Source organism: Bacillus sp. FSL R9-9497 (assembly GCF_038005805.1).
Classification (GTDB): domain Bacteria; phylum Bacillota; class Bacilli; order Bacillales; family Bacillaceae_G; genus Bacillus_A; species Bacillus_A cereus.
This window is the reverse complement of record NZ_JBBOTY010000001.1, coordinates 3,659,414-3,678,823: the sequence shown is the minus strand read 5'-3', so window position 1 is coordinate 3,678,823 and position 19,410 is coordinate 3,659,414. Positions and strand designations below refer to the sequence as shown.

Genomic DNA, 19,410 nt, shown 5'->3' with positions numbered 1-19,410 from the left:
TACACGATCTGATGTGTTATAAGAAAGTAAAAGGAGCAACTGTAATAAGTTGCTCCTTTTTCATATATAGATTATTTTTCTGTTTCTTTAATTTTAGTTTGTACTTCGCCAGTTTTAATTTTATTGCTTTCTGAGAAACGTAATAAATCGCCTTCAATAATTTTGTCAGACATTCGTAATTCATTTTGTGCACGTTTAATGAGGGCTTGAGCTTCTTTTTTTGGTAAATCTACAATTTCACCTGTTATACGGTCGTAGAAAGTGTTGTTTTTGTATGCATACTTATCTGTAACGAAGCTACCATCACGTAAAACAACAAAGCCAGTATATTCATCTGAAAACATATCATGGCCAAAACGGATATCATTCGTAGAATCAACACCTAATAAATTTAGAATAGTAGGTTTCATATCGATTTGTCCCGTAGGCTTTGAAATAGTTTGACCTTCTGTTTGTCCTGGAATATGAATATATAAAGGTGTACGTTGTAAATTTAAAGTATCAAATTCTGTTATTTGATCTTTTTCTAAAAACTGTGCCATTGCACGATTATGTTTTTCGGAAATGCCATAATGATCACCGTATAACACAATAATAGAATTATCGTAAAGCCCCTCGGCCTTTAGACGTTCAATAAATTTTTTAATGGATTCGTCTAAGTAACGTGCTGTTACGATGTAACGATCAAATACGCCATTACCAGAGGTGTATGGTTCAATGAATTTTGTATCTTCATCATACGTAAATGGATAATGGTTTGTTAAAGTAAGGAAACGAGCATAGAATGGTTGATTAACAGTTTTTAATATATCTACTGATTGATCAAAGTATTCGATATCTTTTAATCCCCAATTTAAATTTGTTTCTGGTGTGATTTTGTAATCAAGTTCATTATAGTAACGGTCATAACCAAGAGCGGAGTACATAATATTACGATTCCAAAATGTTGCGTTATTTGCATGAAATACAGAAGTGAAATAACCTTGTTGACGTAAAATTTCTGGAGTTGCAGTATAATCATTGTTACCGTGTGTGAAGAATACAGCTCCTCGATTTAATGGATACAACGACGTATCGATTAGAAATTCTGAATCGGATGTTTTCCCTTGACCAGTTTGATGGAAAAAGTTATCAAAGTAATAACTTTCATTTATGAATTCATTTAGGAATGGTGTAACTTCTTGCCCGTTCACTGATGCGCCTATTAAGAAGGTTTGCAAGGATTCAAGAGTGACGACAATTACGTTTTTTCCTTTCGCTGCACCAAACATATTAGGGTTTGGCTCGCTTTGATTTGCTTTTACGTAGTTTTCAGTTTCTTGTAATTTACTACTATCAGCAAGTGCTTTTTGTGACCCAGCTTTTACTTGCAGTGTTAAGTCATATACTTGGTGAGTATATAAGCCTAAATTTTTGACAAGCATGACTCGGTCGAATGATCTTGTTAATAATTCAGGGCGCTCTTTTTCTGCAAGATGTAGATTCGCAAAGAATACACCAATCGTTAAAAGAAAGTATAAAAAGCGCGTAGAATGAGTTACACGTTCTGTTTTAAAGACCAATGATTTCTTTTTTAATAAAATAAAGAAGAAAACAATGTCTACGAATGCGAGTATAATTTTGTAGTTTAATATTTCTATAATACTGCCGCCTAATTGGCCAAAGTTTGAGGTTTGTCCAAGTACTGGTAATGTAACGAAATCACTATAAAAATCATAGAACATTACATTTCCAACAAGTACGATTGTTAATAAGAAATTAATACAGAGCGCTATATAATTTCGCTTTTTACCAGTTGCAAATAATGCTAATCCAACAAACGCTAATGATGCGGCTAGAGGGCTAATAAATAAAATAAGCTCTTGCGTTGAAGACTCAATTTTTAAATCAAAACTGAATCGCGTAATAAGATATGTTTTTAACCATACTGCTAAAGCCATTATTATAACAAAACTTATATTTTGCATCTGTAAATTTATTTTGTTCTTCATTTTTACACCTTCTTTATATAATTTATTTAACTAAAGTTATATATTATGTTTTTATAACTATTAGAATGGAATGAACCATGTAGACTTTGTTTTCTAAAGGGAATAATTTGAAGTATTCATATACATACAATGGGGATTTTTAAAGCGTAGTAGCATAAATATAACTCTTTTTGAGAAACGGGCAGAAAAAGTCATAGTTGTAGTGAAATTGACTTATAGACATCCTACCATATTAAACACTATGATGATGTTACAAAATATCGAACAAATAAAAGTGAAAATGGATAGAGACTTTTAAAACTGTTGACATTCAATTTATTAGAATTGAATGCCAATCGTTTTAAATATACAGTTATATTACATATGTATTTTGTAAAATCCTGATTTTTTGTCGGTTAATCATTAGCCGGGAAGGATAGGGGGCTTATTAATATACTTTTACTATATATGAGTAAAGTGTTTTGAAATTAAAAATATTTGACTGACATTTTAATGATAGAAATTAAATGTCAGATAAGTACTTTCCAACATACAGACCACTTGCAGCTGCTTGAGATAATGAATGCGTAACGCCTGAACAATCTCCAATTAAAAATAGCCCATGCACACTTGTTTCAAAATAGTTATTGAGTTTTATCGTAGGAGCATAGAACTTTCCGTCAATTCCATATAACAAAGTATCTTTATCAATCGGTTCTTGTATAAATTGTTCTAAGCGTAATAAAAACTCTTTGAGCCCTTCAATATATAATTGAGGGATTTCTTGATTCAAATCTCCATAATCCCCCTGTAGTGTAGGGTGTATACGATTATGCTCCATGCTGTTTTCCGCCGTAGGTTGTTTCTTTAGTAAGTCCTCTAAGCGCTGTATAACAATCCGATCTCGTCCTTGGTTAATGTCTTTAATAATTGAACTTGCGTATACATTTGCTTCTTTGAGAGTTGGAAAATAGCGAGGAATAAATAAAGTGAAATTTAAATTAGAAGTGCCAGTTCCTTGCTCTCGAAAATTTTGACCGTCAGGCATAACTAAACCTTCTTCGTACTTTCGAATGATGCGGCCTTGTGGATTCATACAGTAAGTAGTTGCTGTGAAATGCTCACCTTGATAAGAAAGTTTTGTTTCAAAAGTATCTTTTAATATAGAACGTAATTGATGTTCTTTCATTTCTACTCTAATTCCTAAATCTAAACGTGTTTGCTCCTGAGAAATATTTAGGGAACTGCATATTTCTTTTAACCAATCGGCCCCAGAGCGCCCAGTTGCAAATACAAGTTGCTTAGTTTGAACTGTTCCTTGATTTGTCTCTATTGTAAAATGATCTTCCTGTTTCAGAATATGTTGTACATCTATATGAAATTGGATCTTTATTTTCGTCAGTAAAAATTCATAGAGCTGCTGAAAAATGTTACTGGAAAGTGTAGTACCAAGATGTCTTACTTCTGTTGTTAGCATTTGTAAACCACACGCTTCAGCTCTCTTAGTGAGACTTGAATTTTCAGTAGAATATTTTGAAACCGAACTTCCACCAAACTGACATAGAATTTCATCTACTTCAGCCATGAGTTGTATAAAACCCTCTTTACCGACTTTTTTCTCAAGTTCTCCGCCAAATCCGTTTGTATAATTAAATTTCCCTTCAGATTTTCCTAAACCACCAAACCCGAAATATTTATCACATGTAGTACAATTACACACTTTTCCTTCGTCTAAAGGACAATGGCGATCTTCTAGCGCTTTACCTTTATCAAGAATTAAAACTTTTTTGTTACTTTTAGCTAGTGAATAAGCCATAAAAATGCTACTTACTCCAGCGCCGATAATCGTAACATCATACATATTCTTCCACCTGCTAACGAATAGTTTGTTTTTTATTTTTCTAGTGTATAACAATTTTATGAAGTTAAGAAATAGCTTTTATTAATAAAGTGGGAGTTTTTGAACTTGATGCTTTATTAATTTCTACGAGTGGTGGAGTAAATACAAAAATTTTTATTTGAAAGAAGAAACAGTTTAAAAAATAACTATGTCATATGATTAATAACATCTTACATAGAAAAAAACAGACCTTTTAAGTGAAGAGGTCTGTTAATGATTTTAAATCTTATTTAGCAAATACATGGTTACCAATTACTGCTACTGTTTGACGTGTCGTAATCCACTTGTCTGTTGATGTTTTTGGATTGTAGAAATAAAGCCAGTCAGAATGTACTCCATTTGTGGAGATAGCCTCTTCTACAGCCATTTTTGCTTCTGCGCTTGCAGGCTGATTAATTCTTCCATCTGTAACAGGAGTAAATGCATATCCGTATTTAATAGGTTCATAAATAACGCCTGTTATTGTATTTGGAAAACCTTTTGCATTTACACGATTTAGTATAACTTTCGCTACTGCTACTTTTCCTTTATAGGATTCGCCACCTGCTTCAGCGGTAACTAAGCGTGCCATTAAGTCTTTTTCTTTTTGTGAAATGCTTGAGTTGATTTTTAAATGTTGTCCTGTATAAAGCTTGTTTCCGACTGTATTGTTCATTTGTTTTATAGATTGGACAGTGACATTGTAACGCCTTGCTATCGTTTCTAATGAATCTCCCGGTTGTACTTGATAAATAATTTGTCCAGAAATGTTGGCTGGCTTGGCGTTTTGAGGAACAGTGATTTCATTTGATTTCACAGACCCTGGAATATGTAACTGTTCGCCAATAAAGGTTTGATCGTTTCCTTTATTATTAGCCTGTTTAATGGATTGTATTGAAACTCCGTATTGTTTACTAATGCCCCAAAGTGTATCGTTCTTTTTTACTGTATGAATGGTAGAAGCTTCAGCTGTGCTTTGACTACATACGAATGTAATTGCAGCTGCAGATAAAGGGATTATATGTTTTAGTTTTAGTAATTTCATTGTAAATCCTCCTAAGAAAAAATTAAGGTGAAACTATTAAGTAATGTAGTTTGAAATGTATATATGCGTAATATATTAATGTAAGTATATTAGCACATATAAAATAAATAATCACTATAAGTTTCATCTTCGTGTAGTGTAGAGTCCGAATATGAAATATTGCATATGAAAATACATTGAAGTTCATATTTCTGATTACTATAATCTATTTAGTAGAAAGGGAATACGTTATAGAAATAAAATCATTATAGATTAATATAATGATTAATTATTAATTATTAATAGGAGGATTAATGCAATGAAAATATTTCAAAAAATGTGTGCGTCAACTGTAATCATTACAACACTTTTAGGAACAGGGGGTACTATCAATAGTGTACATGCTGATTCTATAGAACAGCAGATTAAATCAGGGATAGAACAAGAAACAGATAAGCAAATCATTGTAAAATTTAAAGCGGATTTGGATTTGCCATATGAAGATGGTATTGAAAAACAAATACAATCTCAAACGAATGATAAAGTAATAAAAGATTTTTTGAAAGAATATCCAGATGTAACATTTACTCGTTTATTCACATCTGTAAGCCCGGAACAAATACAAAACCTTGAAGTGAAAGCACCTAATCATGTATCTACAAGTTTATTAAACTACTATATTCTTCAAAATCAAAATAGTGGGTATGAAGAAGAAATAGTAGATAAGTTAAAGGCATCTTCTTTAATAGAAGATGCGTATATGAAGAAACAAGAGAAAATAATGCCACCTGAAGTGCAATCATCAAGTGTAGCTCTTAATCCTAGTAACAATCCTAGATTTAAAAAACAAGGTTATCTTGAAGCGGCCCCATACGGTATTAATGCGCCTTTCGCCTGGGGAATTCAAGGCGGTAATGGAAATGGTATCACTTTTGTTGATATGGAATACGGATGGTTATTAAATCATGAGGATTTATTACATCAAAAAATTGAGTTAATGTCTGGAAGAAATATAGATCAGCATGTCGGTCATGGGACGTCTGTACTAGGAATTGTATCCTCTGAGGACAATGAAGTTGGGAATATTGGGATTGCGCCAAAAGCGAAAGCAAAGGTTATCTCTCAAATAAGAGATAATGGACAGTATAATACGGCTGATGCAATATTAAGCGCTGTAAATCAGTTAGAAGCTGGGGATGTTTTATTGTTAGAGGCGCAAGCATCTTTCGATGGATATGGTGATAAATATTTACCTGTTGAAGTACAACCAGATATCTTTGATGCAATTCGTGCTGGTACAGATAAAGGGATTGTAATTATAGAGGCCGGAGCAAATGGGTGGAATGATTTAGATGAGTTCAAAGATAGAAAGGGTAAGCAAGTCTTAAATCGTAATAGTAAAGATTTTAAAGATTCGGGTGCAATTATGGTAGGAGCTGGCTCTTCATCTTTCCCTCATGAACGTATGTGGTTTTCGAATTATGGAAGCCGTATTGATGTGTACGGATGGGGAGAAAATGTAGATACAACTACAGCTGAACAAAGTAGAAGTGCTGTAAACCTTTATACTTCAAGCTTTAGCGGAACATCTAGTGCTTCGCCAATTATTGCTGGGGCAGCGACTTTAGTACAAAGCATTGCTAAAGAAAATTTAGGACAACCATATAGACCTAGTGAACTAAGAGCAATATTAAGCAACCAGAGTACAGGAACAAAATCTAAAGATCCATATGCAGATAAAATTGGTGTTTTACCAGATTTGAAGTCTATACTAGTAAACTTAGGCTATGAACAAAGAAAACCAAACGTTGGGAATGAATTACAAGTAACAGAAAATGAACCAAATAATGAGCCTAGACAGGCAAATAAAGTTAACTTTCATACACCGGTGAAAGGAACGCTACATAATAGTGATAGAGTAGATGTATTTACTTTCCAAATTGATTCGCCGGAAAATATTAATATTTCTTTACTAAATGAACAAAATATCGGAATGACATGGGTACTTCATCATGAATCAGATTTAAATAACTATGTAGCATATGGTGAAAATGAAGGCAATGTAGTTAAAGGAACTTATAATGCAAAGCCAGGTAAATATTATTTATACGTCTATAAATATGAGAATAAAGATGGTTCATACGTATTGAACATAAAATAAGTAAAAGGAACTTCAGATGAAGTTCCTTTAAATTTTTCTAATTTAGTATATGTGAATGATTTTTTAACTTTACTTCTATGCAATATTTCATATTGATGAAATGTTATTTATTTTTTCTGAACTAGCTTATATTATATTCAATAAGTTTGATGTAAAAACAGAAAAAGAGAGGGATAATAATGAGCAATAAGAAGTTAATTTTGAAATTATTCATATGTAGTACAATATTTATCACATTTGTATTTGCTTTACATGATAAGAGAGTAGTTGCAGCTAGCTCTGTTAATGAGCTTGAAAATTTATCAAAATGGATGCAACCTATACCTGATAGTATCCCGTTAGCACGAATTTCAATTCCAGGAACACACGATAGTGGGACGTTCAAGTTGCAAAATCCGATTAAGCAAGTATGGGGAATGACGCAAGAATATGATTTTCGCTATCAAATGGACCATGGAGCTCGCATTTTTGATATAAGAGGACGTTTAACAGATGATAATACGATAGTTCTTCATCATGGGCCATTATATCTTTATGTAACACTGCATGAATTCATAAACGAAGCGAAACAATTTTTAAGAGATAACCCGAGTGAAACGATTATTATGTCTTTAAAAAAAGAGTATGAGGATATGAAAGGGGCAGAAGGTCCATTTAGTAGTACGTTTGAAAAAAATTATTTTGTTGATCCTATCTTTTTAAAAACAGAAGGAAATATAAAACTTGGAGATGCTCGTGGGAAAATTGTACTACTAAAAAGATATAGTGGTAGTAATGAATCTGGAGGATATAATAATTTTTATTGGCCAGATAATGAGACGTTTACCACAACTGTAAATCAAAATGTAAATGTAACAGTACAAGATAAATATAAAGTGAGTTATGATGAGAAAGTAAAATCTATTAAAGATACGATGAATGAAACGATGAACAATAGTGAGGATTTAAATCATCTATATATAAATTTTACAAGCTTGTCTTCTGGTGGTACAGCATGGAATAGTCCATATTACTATGCCTCTTATATAAATCCTGAAATTGCAAACTATATAAAACAAAAGAATCCTTTGAGAGTGGGCTGGGTAATTCAAGACTATATAAATGAAAAGTGGTCACCATTATTGTATCAAGAAGTTATAAGAGCGAATAAGTCATTAATAAAAGAATAAAGATGATGAGAGTAAGAAGCGATAAAATATATCGCTTCTTTTTATTTTCCAATAACCAACAATATAAATTGTACTTTTATAATAGAAAAAAATAAAAACATAAGATATAATCATACATATAAAATTTGTACCAATAAATTATAAATGTATCATTAAATTTAATTTGTTGTAATGAAATGGAGGTATATACTATGAAGTTTCCACATGATTTTTTATTCGGAGCTGCTTCAGCTTCTTATCAAGTAGAAGGTGCATGGAATGAAGATGGAAAAGGTGTTACGAATTGGGACGAGTTTTCAAAAGTTCCTGGCAAAACATACAATGGAACAAATGGTGATGTAGCTGTTGATCATTATCATCGATATAAGGAAGATGTTCGCTTAATGGCTGAGATGGGATTAGAATCGTATCGTTTTTCTATTTCTTGGGCAAGAATATTGCCGACTGGAGATGGAGAGGTAAATGAAAAAGGGATTGAATTTTATAACAACTTAATTGATGAATGTTTAAAATACGGGATTGTACCGTTTGTCACTTTATATCATTGGGATTTACCATTACCGTTAGAAAAAGATGGTGGATGGACGAATAAAAGAACAGCAGAGGCTTTCGTAAAATATGCAGAAACTTGTTTTAAGGCATTTGGTGACAGAGTTAAGCATTGGATTACTTTTAATGAGACAGTAATGTTTTGTGGACTAGGTTATTTAAAAGGTGCACATCCACCAGGAATACAAAATGATGTTCCAAAGTATTTTCAAGCGACTCATTATGTATTTTATGCACATGCGAAAACAGTTGCGGTATATAAGCAGCTGAAACAATATGGTGAGATTGGGATTACACATGTTTTCTTACCTGCTTATAGTGTGGATAACCAAAAAGAAAATATACAAGCAGCAAATCATGCGAATGAATATGAAACGTATTGGTATTATGATCCAGTTTTAAAAGGTGAGTATCCGTCTTATGTTGTACAACAATTAAAGGAAAAAGGGTGGACTCCTAATTGGACGGTTGAAGAATTAGAAATTATTAAACAAAATGCAGAAGAAAATGATTTTATTGGTTTGAATTATTATCAACCAATACGAGTAGAAAGATACGATATGGATATAAAGAGTGAGGAACATTCTCGAGAAAACTCAACGCTTGCTCCAGGTAATCCTTCTTTTGATGGTTTTTATCGAACAGTTAAAATGGATGATAAAACATATACAAAATGGGGATGGGAAATATCTCCCGAAGGTTTCTTAGAGGGATTGCATATGTTGAAAGCGCGTTACGGTGACATAAAGATGTATGTAACGGAAAATGGACTTGGTGATGAAGATCCAATCATTGACGGAGAAATTGTAGATGTTCCGAGAATTAAATTTATTGAAGCGCATTTAAAAGTAATGAAGCGTGCAATTGAAGAGGGAATTAATTTAAAAGGTTATTATGCATGGTCAGTGATTGATCTTTTAAGTTGGTTAAATGGATATAAAAAGCAATATGGCTTTATTTTTGTCGATCATAATGATAACTTAAAACGTAAGAAGAAACTTTCGTTTCATTGGTATAAACATGTGATCGAAACGAGAGGGGAAGAGTTATAACAGATAAAAGAGTATTTTAGGAGAAAGTGTATGAGTGCAAAGTATAAACAAATTGCAGATATGTTAGAGCAAAACATTCGAGATGGGCTTTTTAATGAAACGAAAAAACTACCTACAGAAGAAGCGTTGATGAATCGATTTGAAGTAAGCCGTAATACGATACGTAAAGTAATTAGTCAGCTTGTGAATAGAGGTTATATTTTTCAAGTACAAGGTAGTGGTATGTTTTTACGCGAAACTTATGTAACAGATTACATTAATTTAGGAAGTTTACGTGGATTAACGAAAAATCTTGTTTCACAAAATATTGAAACGAAAGTGTTAGAGCTTGAAGTAATAGATGCGGACGAAGAAATAGCAAAGCGAATGCAATGCGAAGCTGGAACTAGGTTGTATTTTTTGAAGCGCTTAAGAATTGTAGATGCTAAGCCGTTCTCTATTGAAGTAAGTTATTTCAAAAAGGATATTATTCCATATTTGAACGAAGAAATAGCATTAAGCTCTGTATACAGTTATTTCATTGAAGATTTACGATTAAATATTGGTTTTGCTGATAAAGTTATTAGTTGTGAAAAAGTAAATAAAGAAAATGCACAGCTTTTAGAATTAAATGAAGGTGATCCGGCGCTTCTTATTGAAAATACAGTGTATCTTGTAAATGGAACAATTTTCGAGTTATCTCAGTCGATGTTTCATTATGAAAAGACTAAACTTTTAAATCGAATTAATTTTAAATGAAAAATTATCGTGTGAAAAAAGCAACTGATCCTAAGTGATCAGTTGCTTTTTATTTTTAAAGTGGATGAGCAAAAAAACACGAAAGTGGTTGGTCCGCTTTTTACAAACATCTATTATGATAAGAGAAGAAAGGTAGTATGTTATCAACGTTTTAAAGAGGAAGGTTTTTATGTAAGTTCTTTAATTAAAATAGATGGGGCTTAGAGAGGTGAAAAGACAATGAGTTTTGCAATTTCACTAGTCGTTATTATTGTAATTGTATCGCTATTTGGGACTGTACTAGTTGCAAGAAACGTGGAGGATAATTATGGTAAGTCTACAAAAAGAAATGTGAAAAACTTATCTGCAATCTATATTCTTCTTCTTTTTGTTCTACTGCTTGGGGTAACATGGTATGCGGTAATGATCTGATAGTTTGTAAAAGAACTGAAATGAGAGTATGAAGTTGGAATTTTAGAAGGTATCGAGTAATCAGAAAGAGAGCCATTTTGGATATATCTATTTGCGGATAAGAAGATGTGACTAATTAATACTATTTTTAGAGTAAATACTGTTAGTAATAAATTGAGATTAGTTTGTTTTGAGAGGGAGCAACTATATGGAATGGAAACCAAATCGTGCAGATAAGACACCTGTATATAAACAAATCGCGGATTATATTGAAAGAGGCATTTCTTCAGGAGAATTACCTTCTGATAGTAAGTTACCTTCTGAGCGTATGTTAGCAAAGGAATTACAGGTGAACCGGAGTACAATAGTAGCTGCGTATGAAGAATTAAAATCACTTGGAGTAGTAGAACGACAAAAGGGAAGCGGAACACGGGTCAATACGGACATATGGGGTGTCTTACATAAACGAATACCGAACTGGGGTAGGTACGTGGAGGATGGATCGTTCTTACCTAACGTACCACTCGTTCAACAAATTCGAACGGAAACACAAAAAGATGATTTAATTAATTTAGCAAGCGGTGAACTGTCACCAGAATTAATTCCAAGTGATAGATTTCGAACAATTTTGTCGGAGAAAACATTTATGGAAAACCTCGGTTATGACCATCCACTTGGAAATGAGATGTTGAGAAAAACAATTGCAGCACATGTTCAGCAATATAAACAAATTGAAGCAGATTCAAGCTCTATTCTTATTACGTCAGGAGCACAACAGGCGCTTAATCTTATCGTTCAATGTTTATTAAAACCTGGTGATGCGATTGCGATTGAAGATCCTTCGTATTGTTTTTCGCTCCCAATGTTTAAATCGGCCGGTTTAAACATATTTCATTTACCTGTTGATAAGGATGGAATGAATCCAGATGACTTAATCGATTTGCACAAAAAGCATCGCATTCGTATGGTGTTTTTGAATCCAGATTATCAAAATCCAACGGGTACTGTGCTTTCATTAGCGAGACGTAAAAAAATTTTAGAACTGTCTTCTGAGTTCGGTATACCAATTGTAGAAGATGATCCGTATAGTTTAATTTCTTTTAATGGAGAAGTGAACCCGACATTAAAATCAATGGACCAAAATGGAAATGTTCTTTATATAAGTTCATTATCAAAAATTGTTGCATCAGGATTACGTATTGGATGGATAATTGGTCCTACACGCGTAATTGAGCGTTTAGCAGATGCAAAGCAACAAGTTGATTTTGGCCATAGTGTATTTACGCAGTGGGTAGCAAATCAATTTTTAGAATCAAAGGATTTCCATACACATATTACGATACTTCGTGGACAATTGAAGCAAAGAAGAGATGAATTAATTGCAGAGCTTGAAGGAACATTGGGAGAACGAGTTGAATGTTTCGTGCCAGAGGGTGGAATACATGTATGGTGTAAAGTAACAGGAAAATTTGATGAATATCACTTATTAGGTGAATCTATACGGAATGGTGTCGCATTTGTTCCGGGCAGTGTTTTAGGTTCGAAAAATGAATATATACGATTTACGTTTGGTAGAGCGAATATAGAACAAATTCAACTTGGAATTAAACGGTTTGCCGACACGCTAAATGAGATTTCATAATATGGATGTGTGATAGTGAAATGAGGGAAAGAAATGAAGTACGTGACGCTTTTACTTCAAGTAGGCGTGCTATATGTATTTAGCCTAGTGGGTACGTGGATTCAGGAAATATTCCATCTATCAATACCGGGGAATTTAATAGGGATGTTAATACTGTTCCTGCTCCTTTCCACTCGCGTTTTACCGTTAAAATGGTTTGAGTTAGGTTCGGAAAAGTTAATCGTATTTTTACCGTTATTTTTAATCCCTTCGACAACAGGGCTCATGGAATACGGGTCTTTTCTTTTCAGTAAGGGAAGTATTATATTCCTTTTAGTAGTTGCAAGTACTGTAGTAACTTTGATTGTTTCAGGGTATATAAGTCAATTATTAGTCACATCAAAAAAATAAAATCGACAAGGTGCACGATTCAAATGGTCTTAATTATTATTACTGTAGCAATTTATTTCTTGGCGACAAAGCTATATAAAAAAATTACGTTTGCATTTACGTTACCAGTGTTAACAGTTACGGCAATTATGATTTGTTTATTTTTGATTTTTGGTATTTCTCATCATGAGTATAGGGAAAATGGGGGAAACATTCTTTCAAGCTTATTGAGCCCTGCAATTGTAGCATTGGCCATACCTCTATTTAAAGAGCGAAAGATACTGATGAAAAATTTTTCATCGATACTAATCGGAGTAGTGATAGGTATAGTGGCTGTAACGAGCATGAATGTAGTGATTGGCGGAATTTTAAATATAGATAAGGAACTTATATTAACTACTTTACCACAGGTAGCGACAATGCCAATTGCCCTTTCAATAGCGGATCAAATTGGTGGTATTCCATCTATGACTTCTAGTTTTGTAGTTGTTGCAGGAATAACAGGCGCTATTATGGGACCAACAGTACTTAAGTTTTTCCGTATAACAAGTACGATTGGAAAAGGAGTTGGAATGGGCTGTGCATCACATATTATCGGTGTGAGTCGTTTAGTGAAAGAAGGCGAGAAAGAAGCGACTATCGGTTCGGTAACGATGATTGTAACTGGAATACTTATTAGTATACTAATACCGTATGGAACGAAATTTATTTTTTAAATGTAATGGAGATGATAACAATGACAACATGGTTTATAGTTACATTATTTGTTTTTGGAGCTATTAAAGTATTAGTTTCTAGCATGCCCACTTCTGTTGTAGAATCAATTATTAGTAAATTTGAATTGCATCAAAAGCTTGAGGTGGAAAATACTTCTATATCGATAGATGGAAAAAATATAGAGGGAGAAATGAAACTACAAGTTATTCATGAATTTAATGAGGCTTTGTTTTTAGATAAACATTATTTCCCGCCGCACGGAGAAGGAACACCGATCGTTATTAACACGAAGAAAGGGAATAAAGAGATTAGATTTTCGCTATATAGCTATGAGGAACATGTTGATGTCATTAAGCAATATAAGAAGAAAGTCGTTGCCTATCGTTTACGCTCTAAAAGCCTTCAAACATTGGCACCATTAGTAATAACGGAAGAGTATGCTTAAGAAGAGACCTATAATGGTCTCTTTATTTTTTTATCCAATTATATACGTTCCAAATAAAAGAATGAAAAATCATATAACCAAATAAAGAATATGTATGATTCCAATTCGCACTATGTACAAATAAACCTAAACTTTCAGCAATCTGTTCAAAAAGGCTAGCACAAATACCGATTGAAATAATAAATAAAATTCTAGAAACTTTAGATAATTTTTTTGAAATGTGTATAAAGATAACTGTTAAAATCGGCAGTACGAACAATGTAAAAGCTATATTCACCGAAAATGTGGATGAGAAGGGCCTAGCCGGAAAAGAATATATTTGTTTATGAACAAAAAAGGCATCTAAGCAAGTTCCAATAATAGAAGAGAGAAAGATTGTAACTACTAATGCTAGAAACTCATTCTTCTTCTCGGAGGAGGACATTTTTCTTTGCGAGAATGGCGAGTTCAATTTTTTCGAGTGTTTTGCAGTAGTCTTCTGTAATTTGTCCATTTATATTTTCCTCCTTATCAACTAAGTAATTTACAACTTGCCAATCGGTAAACCAATCTTCACTGTCAACTGCTTCATGCTTCATATCTCGCCATGCATAGATGAGTGCAGGGCTGTATATGCGATAAGCGCCATTTCGTAACTGGCATTTCTTTATTCGGCGCTTATAAAACTCACGGGAAAAAGATTCATTTACACTTGAAAATAAATGGGGCCAGTAATCTTTCCTAGATCCTGTATGTGGATGGTGTTGAGCCCAGCTTATTATTTGAGATAAAACATGTGTATCTCGAAATAATAATGAGTACAATCTTTTTCCAATTAATATCCGTTCATGTAAGGAAGTGAAATGTTTCATTGTATCACCAAATAGTAATACTTTTTGTTTCTTATCATTTTCGTAGAATGGGAAAAGGATATGATTAAACTGAAAGAAATCAAAGAGTTTAAATCCAATACTATTTAGTACAGTCTTTTTAAATTGTACATTTTGAATCACTCTTTTTTCTAAGTAGTTTTGTTCATTAATAATAGTTGCAATTGCTAAAGTTTTTTTGTTACCTGTTTTCCAAAAATGGTTCCACATCGTTTCCATAAATGTAGAAACATTTAGGTGAGGGAGAAGGTGAAATAACTTTTGTGATCTCTTTACACTTTGTTCGTAAAGTAAAAATTGAGGGTATACATCTTGGAAAATAAGCCAATTCCCTCTTTCTAAAAAAGAAAAAAATATGAATTGATCTTTCTCTGATAAAATTCTCGTATATAAATCGCCCTTTAAATCAGTCATATTCCAACCGCCGTTACGTGATACCATATGCCCAAGCAGTGCCCAATGTATTTCTGGATATTGAATGTAAAATTGGTAGTATGCGCGTGTTCTTGTAACATTATTTTTATTTAGCTGTTCTGTTTGTATTTTTATTTTGTTGATGATGAGTTGTTCTTCTTTCGTTAATTTATACATGGTGCCAGAAGGAATAAGTTTGCTTTTTTGTTTCAATTCATTTTTTACGTCGAATAGGGAGAGAGGCAGTGCTTTGGAAGGTCCGTTATATGTATGATTTGAATTGCTTCGGTCCATTCCGTTACCTCCCTTTTTCATAAATTTAAACATGATTATTGGCTATGAATCATTCTATTTATTTTATTACGAGTATAAGAAATAAATGAGCGGTGTTTTTTACAAGGAATTTATTTATCATGAAAACCGTATAGAAAATCTTACTGTTGTGAGATGAAATGAAAAACAGAAACTACGTTTAATAGTTTCTGTTTTTTTATTTTGTCAATTAAATGTAACAAACGACGATTATGATTTGAATCAATTGAAAATAATTCAATAAATATTATTTAAATTGAGATGTTTCGTAGGAGGAAAAAGAATGTTAAATAAAATAATTTTAATTACTGGTGGGACAGGTTCGTGGGGGCATGAACTTATAAAACAACTATTAGAAAAATCACCGAAAGAAATTAGAATTTTTTCAAGAAATGAAACGGTTCAGTTTGAAATGCAGCAACAGTTTATAAATGATGATAGGTTAAAATTTATTATTGGAGATATTCGTGATAAAGATCAACTAGTCTATGCTTGCCAAGGTGTACATTATGTGTTCCATCTGGCAGCTTTAAAACATGTTCCAGTATGTGAGTATTATCCTTATGAAGCTATAAAAACAAATATACATGGTACGCAAAATGTAATTGAAGCCTCTATACAGATGCAAGTTGAAAAAGTTATATATGTTTCAACGGATAAAGCAGCTGATCCATCAAATACGTATGGGATGACAAAAGCAATTGGTGAAAAATTAATGGTTCATGCGAATATACAAACGAAGAAAACAAAATTCATTTGTGTTCGTGGTGGAAATGTTTTAGGAACGAGTGGAAGTGTAGTACCACTTTTTAAACAACAAATTAAAAAATCTTCAGAAGTAGGGATTACCGATGCGAATATGACTAGATTTTTCTTAACAGTTGAGGATGCTGTTGGATTGTTATTTAAAGCCGTATCTCAAGGTAGAGGCGGGGAAATCTTTGTTATGAAAATGCCGGCATGTAAAATAACAGATTTAGCAGAAGTATTAATTGAATATTCTGGAAAAGAAAAAGTTAAGGTAAAAGAGGTAGGGATAAGACCGGGTGAAAAATTAAGTGAAATGCTTCTATCTGAGGTAGAGGGTAAAACAAGTATAAGTTTTGATCAAAATTATTTTGTGGTACTACCGACTATTCCTATAGAAGGACTTCAAGAATATTATTCTAGCTATCCTCTAGTGGATGTGAAGAGTTTTAGTTCTCAACAAGACTTACTTGAAAAACATGAGGTGAAACAAATGCTATTAAAAGGAGGATTTTTGCGATGAAAAAAAATGCGATCCTTTTAATAACTGGTGCAAATGGTTTCACAGGACGCCATGCTTGCCACTATTTTTTAGAGCAGGGCTTTCATGTAATTCCTATGTTTCAAAATCGTGCACATAGAGAAAAAATTAAAAATGGTATTACTTGTAATTTAACTAATAAGAGCGAAGTAATGAAGGTAATGAAACAAATAAAGCCAGACTACGTATTGCATTTAGCAGGAAGGAATTCGGTCATAGAATCTTGGACAGCTGCCCTTGAATATATAGAGATTAATGTAATAGGAACGTTATATTTATTAGAAGCAATTAAGCAAGAAGCCTCGCATTGTAGAACATTAGTTATAGGATCTGCTTTGCAAGCAAATAGTATGAACGAAATAAAAATTTCGAATCCATATAGTTTAAGTAAAACGATGCAAGTCATTATTGCAGAGGCTTGGGGAGGATTAATGGATTCAAATATTATCATTGCAAAGCCCTCAAATTTAATTGGTCCAGGGGTATCGAATGGTATTTGTTCAATTCTCGCAAAGAAAATGATAGATATAGAATCAGGTAGAAGTAAGGCTATTATCGAAGTAAACAGTTTGAAAGATAGTAGAGATTTTCTAGATGTACGTGATGCGGTCAAAGCGTATCATGTGTTATTACGAGATGGAATAAATGGAAAACAATATAATATCGGATCAGGAGTAAAACGATCTTTATTAGATGTACTAGAACAATATAAAGAATTAACACAGCTAAATTTTTTTATAGAGGAAACAGAGAAAAGTGGGAGCGACTCAAATGAGAGTTTAGCAACAGAGGAAATAAAAAAGTTAGGTTGGATCCCAGAAATTGAATTTCATCAATCATTAAAAGATGTACTTGAGTATGCGAAGTGTAGTGACATCTGCATGCAATGAAAAACAAAAAAGGGTGTAAGAAATATATGAATGGTTATGAAGTAATAGATAATCAAAATACGCTATTTCTTTCAATTGTTGATACGCTGGACTGGAGAGATGAAGAAGCGCATGTATTGCTTATTTATGAGGCAATACATAAATATCAAGCGTATGTAGAAGAAAAAAGGGTCAATCGAATAAAGTCAGCATTAGAGACGGAAACTAGGTATGTGATTCAAATCTTTGCTCAATATGAGTGTAGTGAGTATGGAAATGATTTTTATGAACTCATTAACGATCTTTTAAAAGATATAGAGGTGGAGTTAAAGATTTATATAAAAAATAATAAGTTCATTTACATTTAAAAGGTAAATATAAAGCTAGATTTTTAATAATAAAGGTGGGTATAAGTTATGAGCAAAACGATTCTTTTTACTGGGGGCGGTACAGCCGGACACGTTATGATTAATATTGTATTAATTCCTAAATTTATAGAGAAAGGATGGAGAGTCGAGTATATTGGATCTAAAAATGGAATTGAAAAATCATTAGTGCAAAATGTTAAATACAATAGTGTTTCAACGGGAAAGCTTAGGAGATATTGGGATTGGGAGAATTTTAAAGATCCTTTTAAAATTATACGCGGTTGTTTACAAAGTTATAATTTAATTAAGAAAACAAAGCCTGACGTTATCTTTTCAGCAGGAGGATTTGTTTCAGTTCCTGTAGCTATAGGAGCATGGTTAAATCGTGTGCCTATAATTATACGTGAACCAGATAGCACATTAGGGCTTGCCAATAAAATAGCATTACCTTTTGCTACAAAGCTATGCACAACATTTCCTCAGACAGGAGAAAATGTAAATAATGAGAAGAAGGTTTATGTAGGACCAATTGTAAGGGAAGAAATTGAGAAGGGTAACGTATTACGAGGAAGAAGATATTGTGAATTTCAGCAAGATAAACCAGTATTATTAATTATGGGTGGGAGTCAAGGTGCTAAGTGGATAAATGATATGGTAAGGGAATGTTTAGATACAATACTATTAAACTTTAATATTATTCATATATGTGGTAAAGGGAAGGTAGACCCATCTATTGGCAAGGAGGGGTATATGCAATTTGAATATATAGGCGATGAGTTGCCGCATATACTAAATATGGCAAGTGTTGTAGTTTCAAGAGCGGGTTCTACTGCTATTTCTGAATTGTTATTTTTGAAGAAACCGATGTTGCTTATCCCGTTAACTAACAGTTCCAGTAGAGGAGATCAAGTTTTAAATGCTGAATATTTTTCACAGCAAGGATATGCGGAAGTTATACTCCAAGACAGAGTAAGTACGAATACATTTATACATGCAGTAAATAAGTTGTATACAAATAAGGATAAATATATTCAAAACATGAATGGATATAAGAAAACAAATGATGAGGGGATTCATCAATTAATAGATATAATAAATGAAGTGGTGAAGTAATAGAAATGTAAATAGTAAAAAGGAAAGAAGGTATCTTCTTTCCTTTTTACTATATTTGTTCCAATTCATTAT

The 19,410-nt window shown here is 32.8% G+C and carries 18 protein-coding genes; 13 read left to right on the top strand and 5 right to left on the bottom strand.

Annotation, left to right across the window (positions count from 1 at the left end; genetic code table 11):
* Positions 1-71 precede the first annotated feature (71 nt).
* From MKY21_RS18855 to MKY21_RS18845, 3 genes are all read right to left on the bottom strand, one after another.
* Positions 72-1,991, bottom strand: a complete 1,920-nt coding sequence (locus tag MKY21_RS18855) for an LTA synthase family protein (RefSeq protein WP_000791037.1) — start codon at positions 1,989-1,991, stop codon at positions 72-74.
* Positions 1,992-2,493: 502 nt separating this feature from the next.
* Complete coding sequence (locus MKY21_RS18850; protein ID WP_000272400.1) at positions 2,494-3,831, bottom strand: NAD(P)/FAD-dependent oxidoreductase; 1,338 nt, start codon at positions 3,829-3,831, stop codon at positions 2,494-2,496.
* A 265-nt stretch (positions 3,832-4,096) separates the two neighbouring features.
* On the bottom strand, positions 4,097-4,894 hold the full coding sequence (locus tag MKY21_RS18845) for a cell wall hydrolase (protein WP_000771175.1): 798 nt from the start codon (positions 4,892-4,894) through the stop codon (positions 4,097-4,099).
* A 298-nt stretch (positions 4,895-5,192) separates the two neighbouring features.
* On the opposite strand from MKY21_RS18845, the gene MKY21_RS18840 reads away from it, so the two are divergent.
* From MKY21_RS18840 to MKY21_RS18800, 9 genes are all read left to right on the top strand, one after another.
* Entirely contained in the window at positions 5,193-7,034 is a 1,842-nt protein-coding gene (locus MKY21_RS18840) for a S8 family peptidase (protein ID WP_000689189.1), read from the top strand.
* 179 nt (positions 7,035-7,213) lie between these two features.
* Positions 7,214-8,203 carry a phosphatidylinositol diacylglycerol-lyase gene (gene plcA / locus MKY21_RS18835; protein ID WP_000066294.1) on the top strand — a complete coding sequence of 330 codons (990 nt, stop codon included), beginning with the start codon at positions 7,214-7,216 and terminating at the stop codon, positions 8,201-8,203.
* 191 nt (positions 8,204-8,394) lie between these two features.
* Positions 8,395-9,804, top strand: a complete 1,410-nt coding sequence (locus MKY21_RS18830) for a glycoside hydrolase family 1 protein (protein ID WP_000671637.1) — start codon at positions 8,395-8,397, stop codon at positions 9,802-9,804.
* Positions 9,805-9,834: 30 nt separating this feature from the next.
* Positions 9,835-10,542, top strand: coding sequence for a GntR family transcriptional regulator (locus MKY21_RS18825; protein WP_086392614.1), 708 nt, complete (start codon positions 9,835-9,837; stop codon positions 10,540-10,542).
* A 219-nt stretch (positions 10,543-10,761) separates the two neighbouring features.
* On the top strand, positions 10,762-10,953 hold the full coding sequence (locus MKY21_RS18820) for a hypothetical protein (RefSeq protein WP_000006452.1): 192 nt from the start codon (positions 10,762-10,764) through the stop codon (positions 10,951-10,953).
* A gap of 187 nt (positions 10,954-11,140) precedes the next feature.
* Entirely contained in the window at positions 11,141-12,574 is a 1,434-nt protein-coding gene (gene pdxR / locus MKY21_RS18815) for a MocR-like pyridoxine biosynthesis transcription factor PdxR (protein WP_044796952.1), read from the top strand.
* A gap of 33 nt (positions 12,575-12,607) precedes the next feature.
* Positions 12,608-12,964, top strand: a complete 357-nt coding sequence (locus MKY21_RS18810) for a CidA/LrgA family holin-like protein (RefSeq protein ID WP_000878485.1) — start codon at positions 12,608-12,610, stop codon at positions 12,962-12,964.
* A 23-nt stretch (positions 12,965-12,987) separates the two neighbouring features.
* Positions 12,988-13,659: an LrgB family protein gene (locus tag MKY21_RS18805; protein WP_044796956.1), complete on the top strand. Its 672-nt coding sequence runs from the start codon at positions 12,988-12,990 to the stop codon at positions 13,657-13,659.
* A 20-nt stretch (positions 13,660-13,679) separates the two neighbouring features.
* Positions 13,680-14,105, top strand: a complete 426-nt coding sequence (locus tag MKY21_RS18800) for a YfmQ family protein (protein ID WP_044796957.1) — start codon at positions 13,680-13,682, stop codon at positions 14,103-14,105.
* Positions 14,106-14,127: 22 nt separating this feature from the next.
* Here MKY21_RS18800 and MKY21_RS18795 read toward each other — a convergent pair whose 3' ends face one another.
* Both MKY21_RS18795 and MKY21_RS18790 read right to left on the bottom strand, forming a co-directional pair.
* Positions 14,128-14,529, bottom strand: coding sequence for a CBO0543 family protein (locus tag MKY21_RS18795; protein WP_033683151.1), 402 nt, complete (start codon positions 14,527-14,529; stop codon positions 14,128-14,130).
* Entirely contained in the window at positions 14,504-15,682 is a 1,179-nt protein-coding gene (locus tag MKY21_RS18790) for a DUF2515 domain-containing protein (protein ID WP_016118506.1), read from the bottom strand. The genes MKY21_RS18795 and MKY21_RS18790 overlap by 26 nt, the downstream gene beginning before the upstream one ends.
* Positions 15,683-15,983: 301 nt before the next feature.
* Between MKY21_RS18790 and MKY21_RS18785 the strand changes: the two genes are divergently transcribed.
* Genes MKY21_RS18785 through MKY21_RS18770 form a run of 4 tightly spaced genes read left to right on the top strand, consistent with a single transcriptional unit; the run spans position 15,984 to position 19,338 of the window.
* Positions 15,984-16,970: a UDP-N-acetylglucosamine 4,6-dehydratase family protein gene (locus MKY21_RS18785; protein WP_341077150.1), complete on the top strand. Its 987-nt coding sequence runs from the start codon at positions 15,984-15,986 to the stop codon at positions 16,968-16,970.
* A complete protein-coding gene (locus MKY21_RS18780; RefSeq protein ID WP_000739017.1) occupies positions 16,967-17,878 on the top strand; it encodes an NAD-dependent epimerase/dehydratase family protein in 912 nt (303 codons plus the stop codon). The genes MKY21_RS18785 and MKY21_RS18780 overlap by 4 nt, the downstream gene beginning before the upstream one ends.
* Positions 17,875-18,225 carry a DUF6572 domain-containing protein gene (locus MKY21_RS18775; RefSeq protein ID WP_002098140.1) on the top strand — a complete coding sequence of 117 codons (351 nt, stop codon included), beginning with the start codon at positions 17,875-17,877 and terminating at the stop codon, positions 18,223-18,225. The genes MKY21_RS18780 and MKY21_RS18775 overlap by 4 nt, the downstream gene beginning before the upstream one ends.
* A gap of 48 nt (positions 18,226-18,273) precedes the next feature.
* A complete protein-coding gene (locus tag MKY21_RS18770; RefSeq protein WP_000047558.1) occupies positions 18,274-19,338 on the top strand; it encodes an undecaprenyldiphospho-muramoylpentapeptide beta-N-acetylglucosaminyltransferase in 1,065 nt (354 codons plus the stop codon).
* Positions 19,339-19,410: the final 72 nt, after the last annotated feature.